The sequence below is a fragment of the Actinoplanes sp. NPDC049668 genome (genome assembly GCF_044465445.1).
In the GTDB taxonomy this organism is placed as follows: Bacteria; Actinomycetota; Actinomycetes; order Mycobacteriales; family Micromonosporaceae; genus Actinoplanes.
In genome coordinates this window covers 1,494,759-1,517,472 of record NZ_JBITLR010000001.1, presented here as the reverse complement: position 1 = coordinate 1,517,472, position 22,714 = coordinate 1,494,759, and the positions used below count along the sequence as shown (strand labels likewise).

Here is a 22,714-nt window from a genome sequence, read left to right as displayed (position 1 = left end):
GAGCCCTTCTTGGCGATGACGTCGTTCTCCGGCTCGTGGTTGAGCACGAGGAAGAACTTCTTGTTGCCGTAGTTCTTCTTGACGTGGGCGGCGAAGGCGTCGATGCGCTTGTCCTGTTCGCCCTTGGCGACCTTGGCCCAGTTGGAGCCGTAGGCGATCTTCCAGTTGGTCAGCAGGACGCGGGGGTTGGCCGGGTCCGAGGTCATGGCGATCTCGGCCTTGGTCGGGAAGACCTCGTCACCCTTGTGGTAGGTGTGGAAGATGCTCGCGGTGCGGCCGGAGAGCTTCTCCCAGCTCTTGAGCTCGGCGTCCCGCGGGGCGGAGGTGAAACCACCGGCGGCGGCACCCCAGAGCACGCCGCAGGAGGGGACCAGGTTCGCGTCGGTCTGACACGGCTTGGCCGGGGCGGCCGTGGCGGCGGTGGTGCCGGCCATGGCGGTTCCGGCGCCGAGGGCCATGGCGGCCAGGACGGTCAACGACTTCGCGAACGTGATACGCACTTTTCGGTTTCCCCCCGCATGTTCCGGCGCCAGGTTCGGCCGGGCATGCACTAGAGATTCCGGTGCGGCGGGTGCGCGGCCCGGTCCCGAACCGGTGCCGGCCGGTTGCGAACGGCCCGAACGGTGTGACTTGAGGATTTCGGCGCTGGGAAACCTCGCCAGACGGGTAATACCGGACACAAACAGCGGCGGGTGAAGGTCATAGCGCGTTGGAGGCCGCCGCCTTGCTCTACCTCGCGAGTCGCGAACGACCATTCGGACGCCGGGTCGTATTCGGGTCGACGATCCCGCCCGGTACGCTGCTCGCGAGGCTGCCTGCGCAGCCCGGGAGGGCTCGCCTAGTGGCCGATGGCGCCGGTCTTGAAAACCGGTGAGGCGTTCCGCGTCTCCGTGGGTTCGAATCCCACGCCCTCCGCTCCGGACATGGAAAAGGCCCCGTTGAGCTGCGGTTACGCAGGACAGCGGGGCCTTTCCCGTCGGTGGGCGAGTCTCACTGAGTCTCAGGTGATCTAGTTACAGCTCACTGGTCACGGCAAATACGCGGCAAAGTTTCGCTGCCCTCAGGTCCTCCGCGATCCGGCGGCGCCGTCGATGCACTTGGCGTGACCTTCAGAAGTACCTGCACGCTGTGGCCCGCCTACTCCGCCATCGTTCCCGGATCGGCCGGCGGCCCGCCAGTTAAGATCGATGGCGAGCTTTCGCAGGAGGGTCACGGGCCGCCGCAGCGCGCCAGTAGGTGGCGTGCTGGAGTCACCCCAGCCGCTATCAGGGCTACCGAGACGATAGTTGACGGTCTCCGTCGACAACTGTCAGACGCGGTCGCACTGCTTGACTTTGCTCCCTACCACCTTCGAGAACGATCGGGACCAGGCCAAAAACATGCAGATTTAGCTCGGTGTTTGTCAGATACAGTTCCGATGCCAGTGAGGTTTTTTCGGAGTCACTTCTCAATGAGGCGAAGACTTTACCTAAAACCTGCGACGTCTCTCTATTCCCAATCCCCACTGGTTCGTCACGTCGATATCCAAGCTGCGCGAGTCGCTTAGACACCGCTTTGTACTTCCAGTCCGAGAGGAGGTGAAGGTCATGTGCGCGATAGGCAAGCGCAACTGCGGAAACTTTCCATCTCCTTTTGGCGGAGATAAGCCGCTCTGGCGTGGCGTCATACAAGCCCTGTGCGAGCACGCCGGCCTTGGGCATTAGAAAAGCCGATGCAAATTTGTTGGCCTGATCTTCCGCCTCCACGCCATGAGCGAGGCGGTCGTCCGCGTGCAGAACTAGGTGACCAAGCTCGTGGGCGGCATCGAAGCGCCCTCGCTCAGCCGACTTCAGAGTATTGAGAAAGCTAAATGGATGACCTTCATATCGCAAAGAGTAAGCGTCGACATTGACACAGTCGGTGGCAAGTGAAAAGACTCTCACGCCATGCGCCTCTAGGAGGTGGACCATATTTGGGATCGGCGCTTCGCCTAGGCCCCACAAGCCTCTAACGCGCTCTGCGGCCTCTTCTGGATCCAGGTGAGACAATGTTGGTAAACCAGGCTGCGGCAGCCGGAAGTGGCGTTCTATCCAGTCGTTGATGAGGACTGCCACTTGGCCTGCGGCAAGAGCAGCGTCCCGGTCAAGAGCGGTGAGTTTCGAAAGGGCCCTAAAGCTCACTGAAGCTAACGGTATTTCGTCTACAGGGACCCCGCCTAGGAACTGGGCCGGGAACTCCAGTGCACGAGCAAGCGCGCTTACAGTTTCGTCGGTCGGTTGCTTATGACCGTTCTCGTAGGCTGTGATGCTCCTAGCCGATATACCCGAAGCCGTTGCCAGTTGAGCCAAGGTCAGCCGTCGCCGCTTTCGTGCCATGATCAGACGGGACGGCGTTAGCATGACCTCGACTCTCCTGTATCCATAGATGAGTGTGACTACGCGATCCGCTCGACCGGCACGTCCGGCCCTTGGTCGTCCGGGCCGTTGAAGATGTCCAAACCGCCAACGGCAGAGCCGCCCTCAGGGAACGGCATCGTGGTGAGCAGGATGTGCTCGCGCCACTTGTTCACGACACTGCCAAGCATGTCGACGGGGAGCGAAAGCTCTCGCTGGATTCCCTCGGACGTGACCCTGTAGAGCAGGAACCAGGTCGGCAACATGCCGGGCTCAAACTGCTCCGGCACCTCCGTGCCAGGGATCGGATACTGGTTCCTCGGGCCGCCATATAGCGAGTAGTTATAACGCACCAGCGTCGCGACGACGGAACCCTTCGGGTTGCGAGTCTGAACCTGACCTCTCTGCACTCCAACGGCACCGGTCGCACTCATTGCGGTCACCGTGAACTGCCCCGCGGGATCGATCGTCCGGAGAACGTTGTCTCGGTTGGTCCACGTCCAGCCCTGAGGGGCAAGCCGCTCCCGGAGATAACGGTTCGACCGCGTCCAAAACAAGTAGCCGGCGGCACCCGGAGCGTCAAGGTCCGTGCACAACGTGGCATCCGCGAGCGCCAGGTACAGCGGATGCTCCAGATCCGCCTCCGTGAGCCCCAGCGTCGCAAGCCTGGCCTGTGCGGCAGGGCCAACATGCCATACCTCGTGCGACTCGCCTTGTTCGTAACGCGCCATGCGTCGACCTCCCTCTTGGTTCCTAAAATCTAACCTACCGGGAGGTGGAATTTTTGGAACCGCGTGCGGCGAGTTGCGGTCGATGCATGATCACAACCGTAGGACGGGTGTTCGACCTGTGCAATATGCGATGAGTAACGGTTCGTCGCCAGAAACCCGAGCGGCGAGGCTGTTTAGCAGTCAGCGGCACGGCCGGAATGTCGTGGCTCGCCAGCACCGAGACGCGTCTCGGTGCTGGCGAGTACAGGCCGAAGACTGACCAAGCCCGCCTACGCCACAAAGTTCAGCAGGCGGCCGCCTCGTCCTCCTCCAACTCCAAGGCCTCCGCGATCCGGCGGCGCGCCGCCTCATCCTGGCCGTCGATGCACTTGGCATAGACCTTGAGGAGTACATGCACGCTGTGGCCCGCCCACTCCGCCACCTGGGTAGCTGGGACCCCAGCATTGAGCCAGAGGGACACAGCGGCATGCCGCAGCTGATAGGGCACCTTGCCGAGCGGCGACCGCTGTTGCGCAGGAGTGAGGGCATCCTTGCGGGCCTGCCGCCAGACTCGCGAGTACGTCTCCTTTGAGACGGGGCCGCCCCCGTACCCCTGCCTGGCGAACAGCCGGCCGTCCGGCGCCGCGCCAAACTCTGCGAGGTGCCACCGAAGTGCACGGACGAGGATCGGCGGGGCGGGGACGATTCGCGTGGCCGTCTTCGCCCGGTGCTTGAGCTCCCGGTCCTCGCGCATGTCCGTGCTGTCGTCGCCCCAGTTCTCTCCCACATGCTGTGTCGATCCGGTCAGCCGCAGAACGCCCCACCCAGACTCAGGCAGCTCGCACTCCTCCTCCCGCAGGTGCAGCGCTTCGGCCGGCCGAAGCGCCGAGTAGTACATGCAGGCGAAGAACGCCACCAACCGTGGTGACTTCGCACCGACCGCAGCGAGCAGGACCAGTGCTTGAGCTGGGCTGATGACAGATCGCCGATCAACTTCTTCGGTCGACTTGGGGGCGGACCACTGGACGAAGTCCATCGGATGCGCGTTGAGCAGCCGAAGCTCCACGGCGTATCGAAGCGCTCCGTAGAAGACGGCGCGTTTGCGGGCAACCGTGTTCGCCGCTGCGGCCTTGCCGTCGTTGAGGAGGGCCAGCGTGTCCAACGCTTTGCGAATTAGAGCGGCATCGGTGAGGTCCGTCAGCTTCACGGTGTGAGTCGACAGCCATTTCACCGTCGTGGCCAGTTCGCCCGGCGGCGGCCCCTCCTCGCGCCGGGTGCGGTTGAAAGACCACTTGTAGAGGGCCTGCCGGATCTCGTCCGCCGAGGGCGCACCTCGGTCCGTCGCCAGCAGGGCAGCGGTGACGTTGGCCAGAGATTCCGCGATGCTCTTGCGCTGTTTCGGCGCGGCCCGTGGCCACTTCATGTCCACGAATGCAACGGCATGGTCGTACCAGGATTTCGTGTTCAGTTCGCGCGCCATCGGTTCCGGCAGGCCGCTTGCCACGTCGAACGCGACGCCCTCCCGCTGGGCGGTGACCAGCTTCGACCGGAAGCTCTCAGCGAGTGCTCTGGTCTGGAATGTCTCTCCGAACTCCTCGCCCGCCACCAGCCACCGCACGCGGTAGGTGCTGCGAGACTTGCCCGTCTTGCGGTCCTTGCCCTTGTGCTCGCGGATGGCCCATACGCGCACGTCGTAGGTGGTGTTCATGCGGCTTGTGGCTCCTCACGGGTCGACAACCAGGCATCGAAGTCGGTACGGCGGATGCGGAGCTGCCCGTTGGGCAGCTTGTAGGTCTTGGGTGCCTGTCCGAGGGCCTTCCAGCGGAAGAACGTCGACTTGGGCACGTCCAGTTCGGCGAGGAAGTCAGTGAGGGTTAGGAAGTTGCGTGCCATCGGGTCCGGCCTCCCTTGGCGGGGTGTTTCGGGGTGGTGAGCCTTGCTGTGACGGGTTTCCAGCGTGTCGGAGTCCTTAGTGGAGGTCTGGCCGCAACGTGGGCCGGGGGGCTCCTGGCGGCCCGCTGAGAGCGCCGTAGGGCGATGATCCTTATTGCCCCGGTATGACGGCATGGACCGGCGTGTCTGGGTGGCGCTGAGCGGGTGGGCGCAGCGCCCGGTCCGGCGTCGCTGAGGGCCGGAGTGGGTCTGACACAACTGACAGAACTGACAGAACCTCGGTCGAGCGGGGGTTGTGTCAGTTGTGTCAGTTCTGTCGGGGCCATCACGCGGACCGCCGGGCGTCGAGGGCGTGCACGGTCGCCGCGGGTCGGTGCACATCCGGGTGTACGACGTAGCTGGGTGACGGTGGGCGTCCGCCGGCGCGTTTGGGTGCGGGCGGGTCGAGCTGGCGCAGGTAGCCGTGGGCTTCCAGGACGGCGAGCACGGGATCGAGGTCGGCCATCGTCTTGAGCTGGCTGGACTGCACGGCCCGGAACAGTTCCCGCCGGGTGAACGCGGTCGAGGTGGTGCGCTCGATCCAGGCCAGGACCTGCCGGGCGTTGCGGGTGCTCTGGTCGGCGCCCATGTCGTCGAACGCGGCCAGGGCGTGCGCGGCGTAGTAGTCCCCGATCATCGCCGCCCGTTCGAGGGTGTCGGCGCTGACCGGTTGGCCCCATCCGTCGCGCAGATTCTCGGCAAGGTGGATCAGCCCGGCGATCCGCACCACGGCGCCGGTGTACTTCGATCCCCAATCCACAACGTGCGCCCACGCCCCACCCGGCGCCAGCCTCGGCTCTACCGCCCGTTCGATGTCCAACACGAGGTTGTTGGCGTCCGGGGTGAGGACCAGCACGGCGGGGTCGGTCCACTCGGCGAGGGTGAGGACCAGGGCGTGCAGGTTGGCGAGGTAGTCTGCGGCGACCTGGGCGGGGATGGGGTCGGCGCCGATCTTGCGGCGGCCGACGGTGTTCTCCGGCAGCGCGAACAGGATCCGAGCGAGCAGGCCCAGCCCACGGAAGCCGGGCATGTTCGCGATGTCGCGCAGGATCTCCGGCTGCACCGCGAGACCCATGGTCAGGGCGGGTTTGTCGATGTGTTCGGTGTCGCGGGATTGCCGGCCGACCCGGAGCATGTCCCCGGCGTGGCCCTTCAGGAAAACCTCGAGGTTCGGCGTGCCGGAATACCGGCCGGCGATGGTCGCGAAGATCCCGCCCTCCGGCGACAGGACCGCCAGCCGGCCGTCCTGCGCGGCGAGCCACGACGTGGCGGTCTCGCTGGTCACGTCGTCGGCGATCAGGACGGGCTTGACCGGGACGGTGATGGCTTCGGCGTTCATCGCGGCGGCGGTCGCCTCAGCGATCAGCGTGTCCCGTCCCGACGGGTCAGCGTTCGCGGCGGCGAGGGCCGTCTTCTCGGCCGCTTTCCCGGCGACCTTGGCCATCAGTTCGGCTTCGATGATCGCCGGTGCCGCCCGCTCGATCAGGGTCTTCTCGGCGGCCAGGATCGGCGCGACCATCGCCGCGAACACCGCCGACTTGCGCGAGCCCGGCGGCAGGACAACGACGGTGTAGAGGTTGGTGGGCTCGCGCCACGAGCCGCGTACCTCTACCTCGGCGCGCCCGCCGGCGGCGGTGGACAGGCACGCCAAGGCGATGCTCCCGGCCAGGTCGACCGGGGTTTGGGTGAACTCCGCCACCGCGAACACCTGCTCGGCGAGCCACCCCGGCAGCAGCTCGGCCGGGAACGGCGGCAGGTGCCGGCCACGACCGAGCGGGATCAGCGGCGACCAACCGCCGGGAGTGTCGGCATCGTCCAACAGGGCGCGGCCGGTCGCGACCACCTCGGCCGCGTCGGCACCGGAGGCGGCGAGCTGGGCGAGCTGGGTGCCGAGGTCGGCGACCTTGCGCCGCTTGGCGTGCCCGGCCACGATCGCGGCGTAGTGCCCGGCGTTCGCGGCCGATGGCACCTCGGCGGTCAGCGTGTGCAGGTACGGGGCACCGCCGACCCGGCCGAGGTCGCCCACCTCGGCAAGGTGTCCGGTCACCGTGATCGGATCGGTCGGCGTGCCGGCAGCGTGCATGGCGCACATCGACTCCCACAACACCGCGTGCGCCGGACGGCCGAAGTCAGACGGGGCGAGCGTCGCGGCGAGATCGGCCATCAGGTGCGGGGCGAGCAGGGCGGCACCGATGACGGCCTGCTCGGCAGCCAGGTCGAACGCGGCGTGCGACAAGGGTCGACTCCTTTCAAGCGGGGGCGGGTTAGCGGCGGCGGGAGGTCATGCGGCCCGCCGACCGATCGCGGGCTGCTCGGCGCCTGTGCGCAGCACGCCGGGCCGGACCGCGACGTGTCGCAGGAGCCGATCCAGGCCGCCGAGCAGGGTCCGGAGTTGCCAGCGCGCGCCGGTGTCGGTGCTGTGCAGGGCGATCCGGGCGCGGATCTCGGCGTGTTCGCGGCCGTCGGCAGTGCGGACGCGGGTGACGACCGTGCGGCCGTGGCCGGGCAGGTCCACGATCGTTTCGGGGCTGCGGTGCTCGCCGAGGTTGCAGCGGTGGTCCTGGGCGCACCAGTCGGTGTGAGCGGTGGCGTCGCGGCGCACCTGGCGCATGGTCCGGGCGGTCATCGGTTGCCCGCCTTGTACTCGCTGCGCAGGTACTCCCAGAGGCGGCGGCCGATGCGGACGCGGCGGCCGGTGCCCTCGCAGCGGGGGCAGAGCCGGAACGACTTGGTGAAGATCTTCGAGTAACGCTTGCCGGTGCCGTGGCAGCGTCGGCAGTTCCCGAACGGGAACGCGGCACACATCAGCAGATAGAACGCTGCGTAACCGAGGATCGCTAGGCACGCTAGGAGGAACGCGGGGGTCATGAAGATGCCTCCAGGCCGGATTTCGGGTGCGAGGGGCCAACGCCGCTAGGTGCTAGGGCGCTGATCAGGGATTGTTTGGATTCCTAGGGGAAGTCCTAGGTCTAGGAGCCGGGTGTCCTAGACCTAGGACCGGACGGCGGCCTAGCTCACCGCCCCGCGACCGCCTTTGCCGTCACGCTCGGTGAGAGCTTTGAGGATGTGGGCGCGGTTGAAGCCCTGCCGGTTGCCAGACTCGTCGGTGTCCGGGTCGCTGCCCCACACCTGCCCGGGGCTGACGCCGTGCGGCTTGAGCGCGGCGCGGAGCTGATCGGCGGTCAGACCGGCGTAGACCGTCGGGCGCAGCTCGGCGAGCTGCTTGGCGAGGACCGTGGTCCACACCTTCGGCTTGCTGTCGCTCATCACGGCGGCCACGTCTTCGAGGATCGTGTCCCGCCGGACGGCGTCGGTGTCGATGGTCTGGCCCAGGGCGTGGCCGGTGATGTTGCCTGCCTTCTCCCGCAGGGTTCGGGCGCGTTTGACGACCACATCGGCGGCAGGGCCGTCGATCTCGTACGTCTTGGTGATCGTCGGGTCGTCGCCCTCACCAGAGAGGTAGCCGATGCCCTTGTCCCTGCGGGCGAACATGGTCGCCTTGATGCCGTTCTTGTGCATCGAGGTACCGAGGACCATGTCGTTCTCGGTGTGGCCCATGACCTTCAGGCAGAACCGCAGCACCGCGTTCGCGCTGATACCGGTCGGCAGGCTCTTGGCGTCGGGGCGCTGAGTGGCCAGGATCAGGGTGATACCGGCGGCCGGGCCACGCTTGATCAGGTCCTCGCAGATCTCCTCCAGCTCGGCGCCGTACTTCGGGTGCTCGAACCACTTCTGGCACTCGTCCACGCCGATGACGATCGGGTGCAAACCGAACTTCTTCTGGCTGGCCAGCTCGTCGGTGACCTTGTTCTCCGGGCACAGGTCACGCGGCAGGTCCCGGATCACCTTGGTCCGCCGGCGCAGCTCGGTCGCCATCTCCCGCATCGCCGTGACGGCGTAGGCGAAGTCTTCCTCATCGTCACCGGCGCGGTAGCGGTGCGCGACCGGCTCCAACGGGGCCAGGTCACCGGTGCCCTTGAGATCGAACGCCAGGATCCAGGCGCGCGGGTCCAGACACGCGCCGAGCAGGCCCAGACGCAGCGCGAACGTCTTCCCCATCCGCGGAATGCTGCCGACGATCATGGAGGCGAACATCAGGGTCAACGTGACGGCCCGGCCACGCGGGTCGATCCCGAACGCGAACGGCGCGAACAGGTTGACCGTGCCCTTGTGCAGCAGCGGCCATGCGATCTTCTTCGCGCTGGACAGGTCCTTGTCGCCGACGAACAGGGTCAGCCGGCCGGGGTGCACCTCGGCGTTGGCCTCCGGCCACACGCAGCCCAGCGGGCGGGTCAGTGCGGCGGCCAGTTCCTCACGCTTACCGACCACCGTGGAGGCGGTGACGCCGCGCGGGAGCTCGACGTCGGCACGCCAGCCGGTGCCGTTCTCACGAGTGATCGGGGCGGGGAACCACCGCTTGCCGTTGTCACCCCGGCGGATGGCGGCGTTGATGCCGTTGATGTTCAACGCGGCCAGCGCGGCGAACACCTCCGCCGAGGTGAGTGGGGCCGCGTCATGGCGGACCACCGCCGTGCCCAGTAGCGGCTTGTCCGCCGGGGCGCCGATGACGCCGAGCAGGACCAGCAAGGCGGCCAGGGTCAGGCACTGCGTGGCGGTAGGGGCGAGGGTGAGCGCGCCGAACGCGACGATCAGGGCCACGACCAGGGCGATGGTGACCATGCCACGCCACCGGACTCGCCGGTCACGCTTGTTCGTCAGCCGGTCATACATCTTGGCTTCCTCCGGGTGGTCGATCGCGGCGCGGACGACCGACTGACGTACCGGCTCGCCTTCCAGATCCCAGAGCCATCGGTTGTAGCCCTTGCAGATCCGGCCGAAGCCGCGCGGCGCCCGCCAGGTGAGGATCACGGCGTAGAGCGGTACGCGAACCCCGTGGAAGGCCAGGGAGTGCAAGCCGAAGCCGGTCGCCCAGGCCGCGTTCTTGCCGAACTCGGCGCTCGACTTCAGCCACGAGGGCACGATCGGCACGCGGGTCGCGTCACGGAAACCCGAGAGGGTGAACCGCGGCCGGCGCTGCGCGTCGATGCTGTCCACCATCACCGGCACGCCCTGGGCGTCGTCGGTGTCGTCCTGCTCGATCTCGTCGGCGTTCGGATCGGCCGGCACGGCGCCGGCACGGCGGGCGCGCTCAGCGTCCAGGTCGAGCACCTCGCCGAGGTCGTTCTCAGCGGCGGTCCAGTCGAAGTTCTCAGCGTTCGGGTCGGGGGTGCTCACAGTGTCTGTCCTCCGGTCTCAGGCGGCGATCAAGAGGGCGGCGGCGAACGGGGGCACGGACTCGGCGGTCTCTGGCAACATCAAGGGGTCTCCCGAGGTCTCAGCGATGGGACATGGGGTGACCGGCGGCACGGCGTCTGCTTGGCGGTAGGTGGCCGTGCCGCCGGGCGGCTTTACTGACGGGGCGTGTCGGTGGGCAGGGCGTAGAGGAAGCCGAACAGCGCCTGCTGCAGGGCCACCAGGTCGGGGCCGGCGGTCGGCCGGGGGTAGCCGTGGGCCGCCAGCAACCTCACTGCGTCGGCGAGCAGGCCGTGCGTGAATCGGTTGTCGTGCGCCGGGGCGGGCATCGGGTAGATGCGGTCCGTGTCCATGCGTGCTCCTTGCGTGGTCGGGTCAGGCGGCGGCGAGTACGGGTGTTTCCGCAGGCGTCGAGGCGGATGGTGACGCGTTCGTGACGACCAGGGCGGCGAGGTGACGCCGCGCCGTCGACGGCGAGACACCGGCCTTAGCGGCAATCGCGGAGACCGGAGCGCCGGGCATCCTCGCCGCGACCTTGGCGACCTTCACGGCCGACGCGGGACGCGGCCTGACGCGCCTGACCGGCTCCTTCTTGACCACTGGCGCTGGCGCGGGAACGTCCTCGACAACCGGCGGCGCGGCCGGGGCGGGAACGGCCGGGGCGGCCGGTCGGGTGATCAAGGTCAGCGCGCGGATCCGGGCGCTGATCTCGACCAGACTGACTGACGCGACCACGATCAGGCCGTCCACCGACAGCGGCAGCAGAAATGGCGCCGCACCGGTCTCGCCGTACTCGGCGGCGACGCCCGCCATGTGCCAGTACGACACCCATGCCGCGATACCGGCGATGACGGCAGTAGCGCCCATCCGAGCGATCGATGCGACACCGCCCCGGGTCGGGATACGCGAGATCAATTCGACCGTGAGCAGCAGCGCTAGCGGCGACCACGCCGAGATCGCCTGACTGATCACGTTGTTCTGCGCGTGCAACACGTTGCCGGCCAGCGACGCGGCGATGCCAAGGGCGAACACCGCCCGGGTCCCCCACCCGATGCGCTTGAGACTCGCAAGATTCGCCGTCGCCATCACGCGGCCACCTTTCGGGTGACGGGACGCGCGGCGAGCTCGGCAGCGACACGGTTCACACGAGCCTCGGCCCGGCGCAGACGGCGCCAGTCGAGTGCAGTCGGGCCGCCGTGGTCGGCGGCGTAAATGGTGGCGATTTCGGCGTCCAACACGTCCAGCTCGGCCGCGATCAGCGGCCACTCGAACTCAATCGCGTCCAGGTCGGCGTCCGACGGTTCGTCAGCAACAGAGTGGATCTTGTTCACGGGATGTCCTTCAGGTCAGGGGCGACGCGACGGCGAACGCGAGCGGTCCACAGCCGCGCCGACCTGCGGAAACAAGGGGAATGAACGCACGGTGACCCAGCCGTGCACGGCACCTTTTCAGTGGGAGGTGCGGCCCGATTCAGTTCTCAAGCGGAGCCATGCGCGCGGCGGGTCGGTCACGAACGGCGCAGCCGAAGCCGCGTTCGCCGTGCCGGAAACCTCCGGCTATACCGGCTAGTCGGTCTGTACTGACTAGACAGTAGCTCCGCTGAAGATAGTCAGACGGAGGATGCAAGGTCAAGGGGTTCTGCCTAAACTGTCTATACAAAGGTCGACCCGGAAGGAGGCAGCATGGCGGTGAGCAGGCAAGGCAGGGCGCCTGTGTGGGCCAAGATTGCAGAGGATCTGCGGTCCAAGATCGCTGATAGCACGTACCAACCGGACACTCGGCTACCCACCGAGGCCGACCTGACCGCTCAGTACGGCGTAGCCCGAGCAACCGTGAGGCAAGCACTCACGGCCCTCGTCAACGAAGGGCTTGTCGTGCCGCGCGCGCCACGCGGCTACTTCGTGCGGCTTCGCCAGCCGCTCTTCTACAGGCCCCAGCAGGAATTCCGGCCGCAGCCGCAGACTCCGGAAATGGATCGGTTCATGGCCGATCATTCCGCCGACGGGCGGGAGCCTCGGCAGACTATCGAGGTGTTAATTGTCGAACCGCCGGCCGACGTCAAGAAGCGCCTGAGGTTGGCTGACGGTGAAATGGCCGTAGTTCGCCGTCGTATCCGCTATCTCGACGGCGAACCTTTCCACACGAATGACAGCTACTATCCCTTGGGTATCGTTCAAGACACTGAGATCATGCGCCCGCTCGATATCGCACGTGGCGCGAATGAAGTCTTGGCGGAGTCAGGGCATCGCCAGGTTCGCGCACTAGATGAAGTTTACGTCCGAATGCCAACTCCGGACGAAATTCAGCGACTAGACCTCGGCCCGGGAACGCCTGTGGCCTGCCACATCTGCACCGGCCTATGCGAGGATGGAACTCCCGTGCGCGTGGTGGTCAACATCTTGCCGGGTGACCGTCACGTCATCGTCTACGAACGTGGCGGAATGGGCAGCGGTGGCAATGAATGATCCAACAATCCGCCGAGCAACCCCGGACGACCTGGTCGTTCTAGTTGACATGTACTTAGCGGCTCAACGCTGGCTCGCTGAGATCGGGTCGGAGCAGTGGGCGAATAACACTGAGGAGAAAACTCGGACAAGGCTCGCAGATTCAATAGGGTGCGGTACTTGCTGGATCGCTGAGTTGGGAGGCAAGCCGGCCGGGATGATCACTATTGATGATTACGCCGACCCAGAGTTTTGGACAGCGCAAGATGATCCCGATAGCGCGCTTTATGTTCATCGAATGGTGGTCGACCGCCTTGTAGGAGGAAATGGGATTGGCGGTAAGTTGCTGGATTGGGCAGATCGCCTTGCGTCCTCGCTCGATCGCACGTGGCTCAGGCTGGACGCGTGGCGGACTAATGCGCCGCTTCACGCCTACTATCGGCGACAGGGATTCGTCCCGGTCCGGATTGTCAACTTGAGCCACCGGGGTTCGGGTGCACTATTTCAGCGGCGGGTCCGGCCCTCGTAGGGAAGCTGGCCCCTACTCGGTCAGCGGATGGGCGCCGCCGCTTCGCGTTCCCGTGTTGTCGGCGCCGACCAGGGCGGCGAGCTGCGCCAGGTCCTCACCCATCGCCCTGCGCCGTGACGCGGTCAGTTGGTCGACGAGGTCACGCGCGTAGCGCTGTTGCATCATCCATGCGGGCGCTGTGCGTCCGAGGTTCAACAGCACTTCGCCGGCCTTCGCGTTGCCGGCGCTGTTGCCGGAGGCAAGGTGCGCCCACGCGACATCGAGCTGGTGACGGTAGCGGCAACTCGGCGTCGGCACGGTGCTCGGCTCGACCTGCGCCGCGAGGTTGACCGCCTGGCCCGGCTCACCTTCAACGACTGCTGCCTCCACCCGCATCATTTGGACCTTGGGCGAGGAAAAGCCACCCATCTCGACGTCGTGGTACTGCGCCGGCGGGAGCTGACCGATCCGTACCGCGGCCGCCGCTGCGGCGTCCAACTGATCGCGGACATCGTCGGGCCGGTTGTCTCGCGCCGCTGCGCCGGAGGCATACAGCAGCAGCCACCCCCAGTTTGCCAGCTCGACCGGTGTGGCCCGGGAGAACCGTGGTTCGACCATGTCCGCGGTTTGGACGGCCAGCCGCTCGGCGTCGGCGAACCTGCCTTGCCTCGTCAGTAGCCAGCACATCGTTCGCACGACCTGTGCACCCGACCTAGTCGGGTCTGATGATCTCTCGGCTGCGTCAAGGCCCGCCGACAGGGCCGTGTGGGCCAGGTCCAGGCGCCGCAACTGCAGCAGCGTCTTCCCAGTCATCCGGTACGCGGCGGCGAGCACCCCATACGCGGCACCCTGCTCATCGCCGGTCGCGTCCTGGGCGACCTGCCGGGCGTCGGTCACGAGAGACGGTATGGCCTGCAGAGTCGCCGTGTACTCGTCGTGGTGATAGAGCTCGTCGACGAGCCGGACAGAGGCGAGGACGTTGTCCAGGGTGGCCGGCCCTTCCATGGCGTCGCCGACGGTGTATCCACCTAGGCCACGCGCGGGAGTAAGGATGCGCCGCACCTCAAGCAGGCCCAGGTCGTCCTCGTCGGGTTCCCGACGGGTTGCGGCCTGAGTAGCGTCGCCGATCAGCGTGCTCGTCGACACGCCAAGCGCCCGCGCCAGCCGGTGCACAGTCGTCATCCGCGCACTCGTGCGTTCGTTCTGTTCGAGCTTTCGGACGATCTCGACGCTCAGGCCGGCGCGGGCTGCGAGCTCTTCCTGCGTGAGCGGGTGCGTGCGTCGGAGTTGTGCGACGCGGTCACCGATCGTCGTGGAGGCTTCGGTCACGGTCAGGCTCCCGGTGTCAGAGATCCGGCTGCGACGCGCTGTCCGCCACAGCTCACCTCCACCAAACGCTACTCGCGTTCGAGCGAATGCCCCGGATCAGGAACTTCGGGCCTCAGCCATCAGACGGGACGCTTGCTGGTACGTCTTGGGCCAGTTAGGGCGCCAGCTCTCCGACTCTCTCGCCCGCTGTGGGCTAGATCGGCCAAGGCCGGCCTCGCTCTGCCCCGCTACGTACCTTCACCACGAGTGATCAGACCATCACGATCGTGGTAGAGGCGGCATGCCGGCGATTGGCCGCGTTCCCCGCCTCAGCCCAGTCGATTAACGACGGGGGAGGCGAAAGAGGGGGCACGAGCGATGGGAAGCCGACACATTCACCACGGACCGCGGCGACGCTGGTGGGCCTGCTGGAAAGTGGTCTGCCGGTGCGGCCTCGGCGCGTGGCCATGCCCCGTGGTCCGAATGCGTGAGCGCCAGGCCGCGATGCAACCTCGGCCCGCGCAGGCGTGGGCTGGGCCAACCGTCCAGGTGCCCGGTCTGGCGGCACCGAGGCCGCGACCGCTCCTCACCCGCGGGCAAGCGGCTCGAAGCCGGCAAGGCGGACGACGATGAGCAACCGGGAAACCCTCGCGGTCGGCGACCGCGTCACGGTCCGGACTTGCGATCGCGATCCCGTCGAGCTCACGCTCCACAGGCACGCAATGATTACCGACCTAGAGGACCATCCGGATGGCCCGCGGTACCTCGTCGGGCACCCGCCCGCCTGCCGCCGATACGGGCCTTACTGCGAAGCCCGCCTGATCCCAGGCTGGGTGAAGAGCCGATGACCGCTACCGACCTAACCCGTCACGTGTACGAAGAGCGCGGCCCGCCCGGCGACTACACTCCCAGGCGATCTCTGAACTGGTGAAACGTGGTCAAGATCGGAGCACAGATGCAGTCGGCCCAGGTCCTCGACGTCTTCGAGGCGTTGTTCCGCGCCAGCAGACATCCCGACATTGTGGCTGTCGATCGGTACGGCAGGGACACGACTCCCGGAGGTAGCTCTCCGGCCGGTGTCTCGGTGACGTATGGATCAGGGTCGGAGGGCTATCTATGGGCGGCGGTCGGTAAACCCGAGCCGACGACGGCCCAACTCCCGGAGGTCATGCCTCCGTTGAAGAACCGCGCGACACACCTCCTGAAGTTCGCACTCGACCTCTTGGATTTCGCTCAGCCCGAACCCTTCGCGGCCTGGGAGCCTGTGGCTTTTGCTTCCATAGGCTTGAGCCCTTCGGGGCTGAAACTCAGCTGCCGTGACGGAAGCACGACGTACCTGCGCGTGACGTCAGGTTCGGGAGCGAGCGACCCTTCGGAAGACCCCTACCCGGAGTACCGAATTCCTGAAGGAGTCAAGTCGTGGCAAGCAGATGTAGCGCCTGCGGGGCCGTCGTGAGCCCCGCGCCCGGATCGCCCTGTCCACCCCATCAGCCGCCGAACGACCGGGCGAAGTGCCCAGGTAGCGGCCAGCCCACAACCCCGATGTAGCTCCACCGGTGAAGCCCCGGTCAGCGTCCGCCAAGCTGGCTGGGGCTCACCTTATGGCCGGCATCCGCCGGCGCCGATGCTGGTTACTCTCGGTGCGCCGTGTAGCGGCGAGCCACGCCTTATGGCTACCGGGCGCACGCATCGGCGCGTACATAGCCGCCGCACCAAGTTGGTGACTCGACCCCGGTGACCTGCCAACCGTTGTCTTCGCGGGTCTCGAATCGCCAGGTCAGCGACTCGCTGTTGTACCCGCCGCCCCCACCATCCTTGTCCCACCAGGTCGCCGACACATCCGTGCTCACCTGGGCACGCCCGCTCACAATCGGGCCAACGGACAGCGTCCCGTAATCGATCCGGGACGGCGGCGGTTCGGTACCGTCCATCGCAGCCCGGTAGGCATGCCACTGAGCAAGCAAGGCGTCCTGGCGGTCGTCGTCGAGGATGTTCAGGAGCCCATCCTCGTTGCCGTAGGACAGCGCCCCGAGGTACTCGTCCGCCGCCGCGTCGGGCGACGGCGCGCCCCGGCCCGCCTCGATTGTCTCCTGCGCGAACCATGCGATCGGGACTCCGGCAACCGTTCCACCGCAGCAACACAGGGTCGTTGGGACAAAAACGAAGACTGTCCAGCGTCGCTGGCCTGTCCAGCCGCTGAACCGGGCTGCGGCTCGTCGCTCCCACGCGAGGTACAGCGAGGCAATCCGTTTCCAGCGGCCCGATCCGTGATCCACGTTGGTGATCATCCAGGCACGATAAGCAACCCGGTCACGCCCGTCGATGGAGAAGCGTCGAGCACGGCGACCGACTTCGGTACGGGCTCAAGGCGGTCCAGGTCTCAGGCCGCTCGCCCAGCGCGGCGGCAGGTGCGAAGGTTCGCGGGATGGTCAGTGGCTCTGATCATCCTCGGCCGTTACGGCCCCTTCCGCATCGATGATGTCGCCTTGGCCCATGTGCCGCGGGTTGAGCTCGGCCAGCCGTCGGCCCATTGCCAACCAAAGACGCCGATCGTCCTCTGTTAGCCGCTGAGCCACCGCACTGACTGTGGGTTCCCACGAGTGCTCCCGGCCTCCCACGTGTCCGGCGCCGACAACCGGCAGGTAGCGGCGGGAGAGTTCTTCTACGAGGGGCGGGTCATCCAGCGGGACGAGTAACTCCACCAAGCGGAATGCCATCAGAAGCGATGGCAAGAGATCGGTGTGGTCGTGCACGTCGTTAGCAAGCGGGGCCGCGAGGTCGAGTCCCGTGTAGATCGCAGTCGGCCGAGTCATCAGCGGGCAGACCGCTGCCGCTGCAAAGTTGAGTAGTTGCCCTACAGCCTGCGGCCCGTCGGCGTAGCGACGAAGCAAAGTGAGAAGTGGGAGGACGTCCCCCCTGAAGGGCCGGATGGTCCCCCCTTCCCACCTTTCGATGTTGACGCGGGACGTCCCGATCAGGGCTGCGAACTTCACCTGACTCATATCCAAGGCGTGTCGAAAGCCTCGAAGTGAGGCAGGAACGTCAACTCGGACGGGCCACTCTGCCTCAAACGAGGTGTGGAGTGGACCGGTCACCTCGAAGAACCCGAGAGGGCTTCGCGCGACCAAACTTGCGAGTTCGGAGCCGTCGGGCTGGTCCGTGTGCCCTGGAAACAGGGTCAACCTCCGCCGCGCGAACTCCCCTTGACGATCCACCTACACATCCTACATGGGAGTGGATCCGATATGGTGATGGTGGGAGGCTTTGGCGACATCGCGACTGCGATGCCGTCCGGGTGCTCCCGCAGCGGCATCAGCAAGCAGCCGAAGGTAGTTGAGCGGCACCCCCAGGCCTGGAAAACCAAGGGTGCCGCTCCCGAACCCACAGAAAGGTTCAAGTCCATTATGACGCGTAACCGCAGGAAGGCGCCCGGGAGCAGGAGCGACCGGAGTAGGAAGCGCTGGAACATCCAGGAAATCTGCCTGGCCCTCGGTGCCGCGACGACCTTCCTCGGCTCCATAACGATGCTGATCAAGGAGGTCATCCCCGGCTGACGCCAAGGACGGGGTCGGAGAGTCGCACCCAACAGCGAAACTCCGGCCTCCGCCTGGCGGTCTGCTGCATGGGGCCGCCCCATCTATCACGCGGCCCGTCACGACGGGTGCGGTCTGCGGCACTTGGGCGGCAACGAGGGCGATCCCTCAACCGGATTCGCTGGTCAGAGCCTTGCCGCGCACGGTCTTGAAAACCGGTGAGGCGTTCCGCGTCTCCGTGGGTTCGAATCCCACGCCCTCCGCTCCGAGCACCAAAAGGCCCCCATGACCTGCGCGAACGCTGGTCATAGGGGCGTCCTGTTGTTGCCGCCGGTCTCTACCTGACGAACAGCTTCCCGCCAGCAGGGGGCACGGACGGCTCCGCGTCGCCGTTACGTCCCCAACCGGCCGCGCCTAGTACTTGCGACAAAAGGCTGCGCGGTGACGATCGGAACCGTCACCGCGCAGCCTGTGGAGATGTAGTGCGTCAGCCCACGGTCAGCGTGAACGGCGCCGTGTTATCGCTCGGGTCGACGTCCGGCAACGAATTCCCCCGCCAGTTCGTCGAGATCGACACCGAGCCGGTGCCCACTGTTCCCGGCACCGCTTCCGCCGGGGCCGTTGCCAGCAGGTCGAACGTGCGGGTCTCGCCGGCCATGAAACGGCCGCCCGGCACCGAGCACCAGTTGCCCGCGCATGGCTCGCTCGGGTCGGTGCCGATCCAGTCGAAGCCGCTCGGGATCTGGATCTGGGCGGTCAGCTCCTCGTGCGGGGCGTCGCCGGCCCAGTGGATCGTGACCGGCACCCGGCCCGCGTAGGTGCCGTCTTCCTGAGCGGTCAGCGTGGCGTTGCCGGTCGTCACCGTGATATCCGACTGGGTGTCCTGCACGTACGGACGCGGCCGCACCAGCGTGCCGGTGGTCGATCGGAACAGGGTCTTCGAGCTCGCCGTGGCCCGCACGTCCGGCTGGCTGCCGAGGCTGACATCGACGGTGGTGTCCGCCGCCTGCATCGCGTACGGGCGGGGGGTGGTCAGCACCTCGAAGTCGATGGTGAAGTGACGGCGCTTGCCGGGCTTGAGGTCGCCGCCTGGTACGCCGCAGGTGATGCCGCGGCGGCCGTCCACCAGATTCAGGTAGAGGCATGCGTCGGACGGGGTCAGGCCGTCAAATGCCCCGGCCACCGGCTCGACGAAAGTGAAGTTGGCGTAGTCGGGCGCGTCGCCCCGGTAGGTGATGGTGACCGGAAGTGAGCCCACGTAGCCCCGGGCTCCGGGCTCCAGCACGAGCCGGCCGGCCTTGACCTCGAGGGTGGACACGGCGGCCTCGGCTGCTACCGCGGTGCCGACCATGGTGGTGGCGATGACGGCGGTGGCGATCAGGCCACGGCCTACGAGTGCACGAATAGACAAAGTCGTTCTCCTTCAATCCCCGTTGCTTGCCACCAGGAACCTACAGAGGACAGTCAAGCCTTTAAATGCCTACCCCCGGGTGGCCGCGTGCGGCGTTGTGCAGATCGGTACCCCGCAGGTCCTATGCCTCCCCGTATGTCCACAAAGGAAACAAGAGTATGAAACGGCCCCGCTGACCTGCGATTACGCAGGACGGCGGGGCCGTCTCGTGTTCAGAGCGGGTTCACGCAGGCAATTGGCAGAAGGCGGGCGCGGACCGGTTTCCGGCCCGGTCCACCGCCACGGCCTGGACCTGCCTTGCTCCCTGTGGCGCGCTTACGCTCGCCGCCCCGCGCACAGCGGTCGCCCTCGCCCAGGTGGTAGCGCCGTCGAACGCGTACTCGAAATGGTCGATGTCGCCGCCGGTCGAGCGCAGCGAGATCGGGTCGCTCGGCGCCGGGTCGGCCGGGTAGAGCTGGACGGTGTGATCGTCCCAGAGCGCGACGACGTCGCGGGAACCGGCGCCGGTCTGCGTGAACGCTCCGGCCCCCAGCCCTTCGGCCGCGGTGAGCGTGCCGGCGGTCCGGTAGGGCTGCGAGTCGCCGACGCCGCCCGCCGCGAGGCGTGGGTAGACGAACCCGCTGCCCGCTCGCCGGCGGACCACGAGGTCGTCGAGGGTGTCGCCGGTGAAACGGCCGACCGTCATGCCGACCGAATCCGGCCATCCCTGGGCGGCGTCTCGCAGCACGATCCTGTCGCCCAGCCCACCGGCGCCGTTGCCGGGATAGAGGTAGACGCTGCCCGCGGTCCATCGCACGACGAGATCGTCGTACGTGTTGCCGTTCTCGTCCGGGCCGGTCAGGTCGCCGCCGCCGACCACCTCCACGGCGTCGGACCAGCCCTGGGCGGCCGAGCGCATGACCACCTGCGAGCCGAGATGTCCGGCACCGTCGGCGGGCGACATGGTGACCGAGCCGTCCGCCCAGCGCGCCACGATGTCGTCGTGGCCGTCGCCGTTGTAGTCGCCGGCCACGATGTCGCGGGCGTTCTTCCAGGCCCCGCCGGTCCCGATCTGCACGCTGGAACTGGCGAAGCCGGCGCTGGTACCCGGGTAGGCGGAGAGTGTGCCGGACTCCCGGCGGATCAGCAGGTCATCGCGGTTGTCGTCGCCGACGAGATTGCCGGCGATGACGTCGGCCGAATCCTCCAGGCCGGCACCGAACCCGTCGACCTGCATGACACCGGACGGGCTCGTCGGGTTGATGCCGGCCCGCGGGGCGGCGTAGACGAGCAGGTCATCCCTGCGGGCATCGGACAGGCCGGCGTTGTGCAGGGCCGCCGTGTCGATGTTGCCCCAGCGGACCGCGATGTCGTCGTTGCCGTCGCCGCTCAGGTCGCCGACGACGTCGTTGACCGGCCAGGTCCGATCCTCCAGCTTCTCCGGCTGCTGATGGACCGTGGCAGGTGCGCTCAGGGTGAACGTCGACCCGTTGACCGTCAGGGTGTACCTGACCAGGTCGCCGTTGGTGCGGCGTACGACGATGTCGTCGTTGGCGTCGTGGTCCACGTCGCCGGCCAGGAGACCGTTCGGCGTGGCCTTCGCAAGGTTCGCCTCATCGTAGATTTCGGCGGAGGCGACATACAGGGAATCGACATCCATGAGGGAGATTCGGTCCCCGAGGCCGATGCCGGTCTTCAGGCTCGGGTAGAAGAACAGGCTGCCCCGGCTCCATTCGACGAGCAGATCGTCGCGGTCGTCGCCGTTGAAGTCGCCGGCGGCGATATCCCGGGCGTCCGAGAAGAAGTTGTTGCTCTTGAGCATGGTCCAGTCTGAGAGGTGGCCGTCGTTGTCCCCCGGGTACACGAAGATCGTGCCCGAGCTCCAGAGGATGGCGATGTCGTCGTCGTCGTCCCCGTCGAAGTCTCCGGTGACGATCTTGCGACCGTCCGACCAGCCCTGATTCGCGGGCACGAGCGTGACGGGCCGGCCCAGCCGGCCGCCGCCGACGCGTCCCGGGTAGACCTGCACCTCACCGGTCCAGCGGCGGACCAGTACGTCCTCGACCTGGTCCCGGCCGGCGAAGCGCCCGACCGACATGTCCCGCACGCCACGCCAGTCGTCGGTGTCGGCGGTGCCGAACCAGCCGAGCGGACGGACCTGGTGCACGTCCGGCGCGGACGGCGTGGCCGTGTCCACCCACACGCCGTCACCCCGCAGGCCCCGGTGGTCGGGAACACGGGTGAGGTTGGTGGGTGTGATCACTCGGCGGGCGGTCCACGAGATGCTGGCCGAACTCGCGAACAGGTAGTCGAACTTCCGGGCCGGGTCGGCGGAGGTCGGTGGGCCGCCGGCGGTGGTCGGTTCACCGGTGCGGCACGCCATGAGCCGGCGGCAGCTGTCGGTGAAGTACTGGCGGTTGCCCTGGTCGACCTCGGTGAAAGGGCCGCCGCCGCCACCGATGCCGTAGTAGGCGTTGAGCTGGGGATCGAAGGGGTCGGCGTTGAAGTCGCCGCCGAGGATCACCGGCCGTCCGGCCGCCCAGCCCTGGATCTGCGCGACGGTCTCATGGGCGCCCTCGTCGGCCAGCGAGGCATCGTTGTGCACGTTGCAGACCAGCGCTTGGCGTCCGCCGACCGGCGCGGGAACACAGAGCAACGCGCGCTTGTCGACGGTCGGATAGTTCGTGGCCCGTAGCACCTTGGTGAGCGGCGTCGCGGCAGCGCCCTTGTAGAAGATCGCGGTGCCGAAGCTCTTGTCCTGGTTGGTGTTGTCCCAGTGGTGGCAGGCGTAACCCTCTTTCCGGAAGCTGACCCAGGCAACCTGATAGCCGCTGAGCTGGGCTCGGATCAGGTCACGTTGGCCGGCGCACATCTCCTGGAACATCATGATGTCCGGCGTCGTGGTGCCGCCTTCGGTGAGGATCTGGGTCTTGAGCCGTGCGACCCAGGCCTTGGAATCGGCCAGGTTCTGCGTGCGGTACATGCAGCCCTGGGAGCCGTTGTAGTCCCCTGGTGCGTTGTTGCCGCAGACATTGAACGTCAGCACCCGGAAGGGCACGGACGTCGCGGCCTGTGCGGGCGCGGAGCGGGCGACGCCGAGCCCGGCGACCGCCAAGAGGGTGCCCGCCAGGAAGGCGAACCACGAACGAATACGCACTAGACATCTCCCCGTTGATCGATGAAGCGGAGCGACGTTAGCAACCCGTCATGCAAAGGACATCGGTGCAGGCCCCTGTCCCACGGCCGAGCGGGCGGCTTGACCTG

General features: G+C 67.0%; 19 protein-coding genes, 1 tRNA gene and 2 pseudogenes. 4 read left to right on the top strand and 18 right to left on the bottom strand.

Going from position 1 to position 22,714, the window contains the following annotated elements; genetic code table 11:
* Positions 1-500: pseudogene (locus tag ACIBSW_RS07140) on the bottom strand (hypothetical protein); the annotation flags it as partial.
* 327 nt (positions 501-827) lie between these two features.
* On the opposite strand from ACIBSW_RS07140, the gene ACIBSW_RS07135 reads away from it, so the two are divergent.
* Positions 828-915: transfer RNA gene (locus ACIBSW_RS07135), tRNA-Ser, on the top strand.
* Positions 916-1,271: 356 nt separating this feature from the next.
* Here ACIBSW_RS07135 and ACIBSW_RS07130 read toward each other — a convergent pair.
* From ACIBSW_RS07130 to ACIBSW_RS07075, 12 genes and pseudogenes are all read right to left on the bottom strand, one after another.
* Positions 1,272-2,093 carry an ImmA/IrrE family metallo-endopeptidase gene (locus tag ACIBSW_RS07130; protein ID WP_354730777.1) on the bottom strand — a complete coding sequence of 274 codons (822 nt, stop codon included), beginning with the start codon at positions 2,091-2,093 and terminating at the stop codon, positions 1,272-1,274.
* Between the two features lie 120 nt (positions 2,094-2,213).
* Positions 2,214-2,354 (bottom strand): annotated as a pseudogene (locus ACIBSW_RS07125) (helix-turn-helix domain-containing protein); the annotation flags it as partial.
* A gap of 59 nt (positions 2,355-2,413) precedes the next feature.
* Positions 2,414-3,103 (bottom strand): hypothetical protein, encoded by a 690-nt coding sequence (locus tag ACIBSW_RS07120; RefSeq protein ID WP_354730775.1) that lies wholly within the window; start codon positions 3,101-3,103, stop codon positions 2,414-2,416.
* A 283-nt stretch (positions 3,104-3,386) separates the two neighbouring features.
* Positions 3,387-4,790: a tyrosine-type recombinase/integrase gene (locus ACIBSW_RS07115; RefSeq protein ID WP_354718700.1), complete on the bottom strand. Its 1,404-nt coding sequence runs from the start codon at positions 4,788-4,790 to the stop codon at positions 3,387-3,389.
* Positions 4,787-4,975, bottom strand: a complete 189-nt coding sequence (locus tag ACIBSW_RS07110; RefSeq protein ID WP_354718699.1) for an excisionase — start codon at positions 4,973-4,975, stop codon at positions 4,787-4,789. Before ACIBSW_RS07110 ends, ACIBSW_RS07115 begins: the two co-directional genes overlap by 4 nt.
* A 325-nt stretch (positions 4,976-5,300) precedes the next feature.
* Positions 5,301-7,250 (bottom strand): DUF3987 domain-containing protein, encoded by a 1,950-nt coding sequence (locus ACIBSW_RS07105; protein ID WP_354718697.1) that lies wholly within the window; start codon positions 7,248-7,250, stop codon positions 5,301-5,303.
* Between the two features lie 45 nt (positions 7,251-7,295).
* Positions 7,296-7,640 carry a hypothetical protein gene (locus ACIBSW_RS07100; RefSeq protein ID WP_354718696.1) on the bottom strand — a complete coding sequence of 115 codons (345 nt, stop codon included), beginning with the start codon at positions 7,638-7,640 and terminating at the stop codon, positions 7,296-7,298.
* The gene (locus tag ACIBSW_RS07095) at positions 7,637-7,882 is read right to left on the bottom strand and encodes a hypothetical protein (protein WP_354718694.1); all 246 of its coding nucleotides are present in this window, start codon (positions 7,880-7,882) and stop codon (positions 7,637-7,639) included. The genes ACIBSW_RS07100 and ACIBSW_RS07095 overlap by 4 nt, the downstream gene beginning before the upstream one ends.
* Positions 7,883-8,023: 141 nt before the next feature.
* On the bottom strand, positions 8,024-10,249 hold the full coding sequence (locus ACIBSW_RS07090; RefSeq protein ID WP_354718692.1) for a cell division protein FtsK: 2,226 nt from the start codon (positions 10,247-10,249) through the stop codon (positions 8,024-8,026).
* A 173-nt stretch (positions 10,250-10,422) separates the two neighbouring features.
* Entirely contained in the window at positions 10,423-10,620 is a 198-nt protein-coding gene (locus ACIBSW_RS07085; protein WP_354718690.1) for a hypothetical protein, read from the bottom strand.
* Positions 10,621-10,642: 22 nt separating this feature from the next.
* Complete coding sequence (locus ACIBSW_RS07080; protein ID WP_354718708.1) at positions 10,643-11,353, bottom strand: DUF2637 domain-containing protein; 711 nt, start codon at positions 11,351-11,353, stop codon at positions 10,643-10,645.
* Positions 11,353-11,598 (bottom strand): DUF6284 family protein, encoded by a 246-nt coding sequence (locus ACIBSW_RS07075; RefSeq protein WP_354718688.1) that lies wholly within the window; start codon positions 11,596-11,598, stop codon positions 11,353-11,355. The genes ACIBSW_RS07080 and ACIBSW_RS07075 overlap by 1 nt, the downstream gene beginning before the upstream one ends.
* A 351-nt stretch (positions 11,599-11,949) precedes the next feature.
* On the opposite strand from ACIBSW_RS07075, the gene ACIBSW_RS07070 reads away from it, so the two are divergent.
* Together ACIBSW_RS07070 and ACIBSW_RS07065 are read left to right on the top strand one after the other, a co-directional pair.
* Entirely contained in the window at positions 11,950-12,732 is a 783-nt protein-coding gene (locus tag ACIBSW_RS07070; protein WP_354718687.1) for a GntR family transcriptional regulator, read from the top strand.
* Positions 12,635-13,240: a GNAT family N-acetyltransferase gene (locus ACIBSW_RS07065; protein WP_354718685.1), complete on the top strand. Its 606-nt coding sequence runs from the start codon at positions 12,635-12,637 to the stop codon at positions 13,238-13,240. The genes ACIBSW_RS07070 and ACIBSW_RS07065 overlap by 98 nt, the downstream gene beginning before the upstream one ends.
* A gap of 12 nt (positions 13,241-13,252) precedes the next feature.
* On the opposite strand, the gene ACIBSW_RS07060 is transcribed toward ACIBSW_RS07065, so the two are convergent.
* The 3 genes from ACIBSW_RS07060 to ACIBSW_RS07050 all read right to left on the bottom strand — a co-directional run bounded on the left by ACIBSW_RS07060 (position 13,253) and on the right by ACIBSW_RS07050 (position 17,622).
* Positions 13,253-14,548 (bottom strand): helix-turn-helix domain-containing protein, encoded by a 1,296-nt coding sequence (locus tag ACIBSW_RS07060; RefSeq protein ID WP_354718683.1) that lies wholly within the window; start codon positions 14,546-14,548, stop codon positions 13,253-13,255.
* A 1,652-nt stretch (positions 14,549-16,200) separates the two neighbouring features.
* Positions 16,201-16,815: a hypothetical protein gene (locus ACIBSW_RS07055; protein WP_354718681.1), complete on the bottom strand. Its 615-nt coding sequence runs from the start codon at positions 16,813-16,815 to the stop codon at positions 16,201-16,203.
* A 141-nt stretch (positions 16,816-16,956) separates the two neighbouring features.
* Positions 16,957-17,622 carry a helix-turn-helix domain-containing protein gene (locus tag ACIBSW_RS07050; RefSeq protein WP_404799238.1) on the bottom strand — a complete coding sequence of 222 codons (666 nt, stop codon included), beginning with the start codon at positions 17,620-17,622 and terminating at the stop codon, positions 16,957-16,959.
* Positions 17,623-17,772: 150 nt separating this feature from the next.
* On the opposite strand from ACIBSW_RS07050, the gene ACIBSW_RS07045 reads away from it, so the two are divergent.
* On the top strand, positions 17,773-18,081 hold the full coding sequence (locus tag ACIBSW_RS07045) for a hypothetical protein (protein WP_354718677.1): 309 nt from the start codon (positions 17,773-17,775) through the stop codon (positions 18,079-18,081).
* 466 nt (positions 18,082-18,547) lie between these two features.
* On the opposite strand, the gene ACIBSW_RS07040 is transcribed toward ACIBSW_RS07045, so the two are convergent.
* Together ACIBSW_RS07040 and ACIBSW_RS07035 are read right to left on the bottom strand one after the other, a co-directional pair.
* Positions 18,548-19,471: a hypothetical protein gene (locus ACIBSW_RS07040; RefSeq protein WP_354718675.1), complete on the bottom strand. Its 924-nt coding sequence runs from the start codon at positions 19,469-19,471 to the stop codon at positions 18,548-18,550.
* A gap of 223 nt (positions 19,472-19,694) precedes the next feature.
* Positions 19,695-22,607 (bottom strand): FG-GAP-like repeat-containing protein, encoded by a 2,913-nt coding sequence (locus tag ACIBSW_RS07035; RefSeq protein ID WP_354718673.1) that lies wholly within the window; start codon positions 22,605-22,607, stop codon positions 19,695-19,697.
* Positions 22,608-22,714: the final 107 nt, after the last annotated feature.

What these genes read in the sequence shown, in the direction of transcription:
- ACIBSW_RS07120 (WP_354730775.1), bottom strand. Translation starts at nt 3,103, where the DNA reads ATGGCGCGTTACGAACAAGGCGAGTCGCACGAGGTATGGCATGTTGGC.
- ACIBSW_RS07115 (WP_354718700.1), bottom strand. Translation starts at nt 4,790, where the DNA reads ATGAACACCACCTACGACGTGCGCGTATGGGCCATCCGCGAGCACAAG.
- ACIBSW_RS07110 (WP_354718699.1), bottom strand. Translation starts at nt 4,975, where the DNA reads ATGGCACGCAACTTCCTAACCCTCACTGACTTCCTCGCCGAACTGGAC.
- ACIBSW_RS07100 (WP_354718696.1), bottom strand. Translation starts at nt 7,640, where the DNA reads ATGACCGCCCGGACCATGCGCCAGGTGCGCCGCGACGCCACCGCTCAC.
- ACIBSW_RS07095 (WP_354718694.1), bottom strand. Translation starts at nt 7,882, where the DNA reads ATGACCCCCGCGTTCCTCCTAGCGTGCCTAGCGATCCTCGGTTACGCA.
- ACIBSW_RS07085 (WP_354718690.1), bottom strand. Translation starts at nt 10,620, where the DNA reads ATGGACACGGACCGCATCTACCCGATGCCCGCCCCGGCGCACGACAAC.
- ACIBSW_RS07080 (WP_354718708.1), bottom strand. Translation starts at nt 11,353, where the DNA reads ATGGCGACGGCGAATCTTGCGAGTCTCAAGCGCATCGGGTGGGGGACC.
- ACIBSW_RS07070 (WP_354718687.1), top strand. Translation starts at nt 11,950, where the DNA reads ATGGCGGTGAGCAGGCAAGGCAGGGCGCCTGTGTGGGCCAAGATTGCA.
- ACIBSW_RS07065 (WP_354718685.1), top strand. Translation starts at nt 12,635, where the DNA reads ATGGAACTCCCGTGCGCGTGGTGGTCAACATCTTGCCGGGTGACCGTC.
- ACIBSW_RS07055 (WP_354718681.1), bottom strand. Translation starts at nt 16,815, where the DNA reads ATGATCACCAACGTGGATCACGGATCGGGCCGCTGGAAACGGATTGCC.
- ACIBSW_RS07045 (WP_354718677.1), top strand. Translation starts at nt 17,773, where the DNA reads ATGGTGATGGTGGGAGGCTTTGGCGACATCGCGACTGCGATGCCGTCC.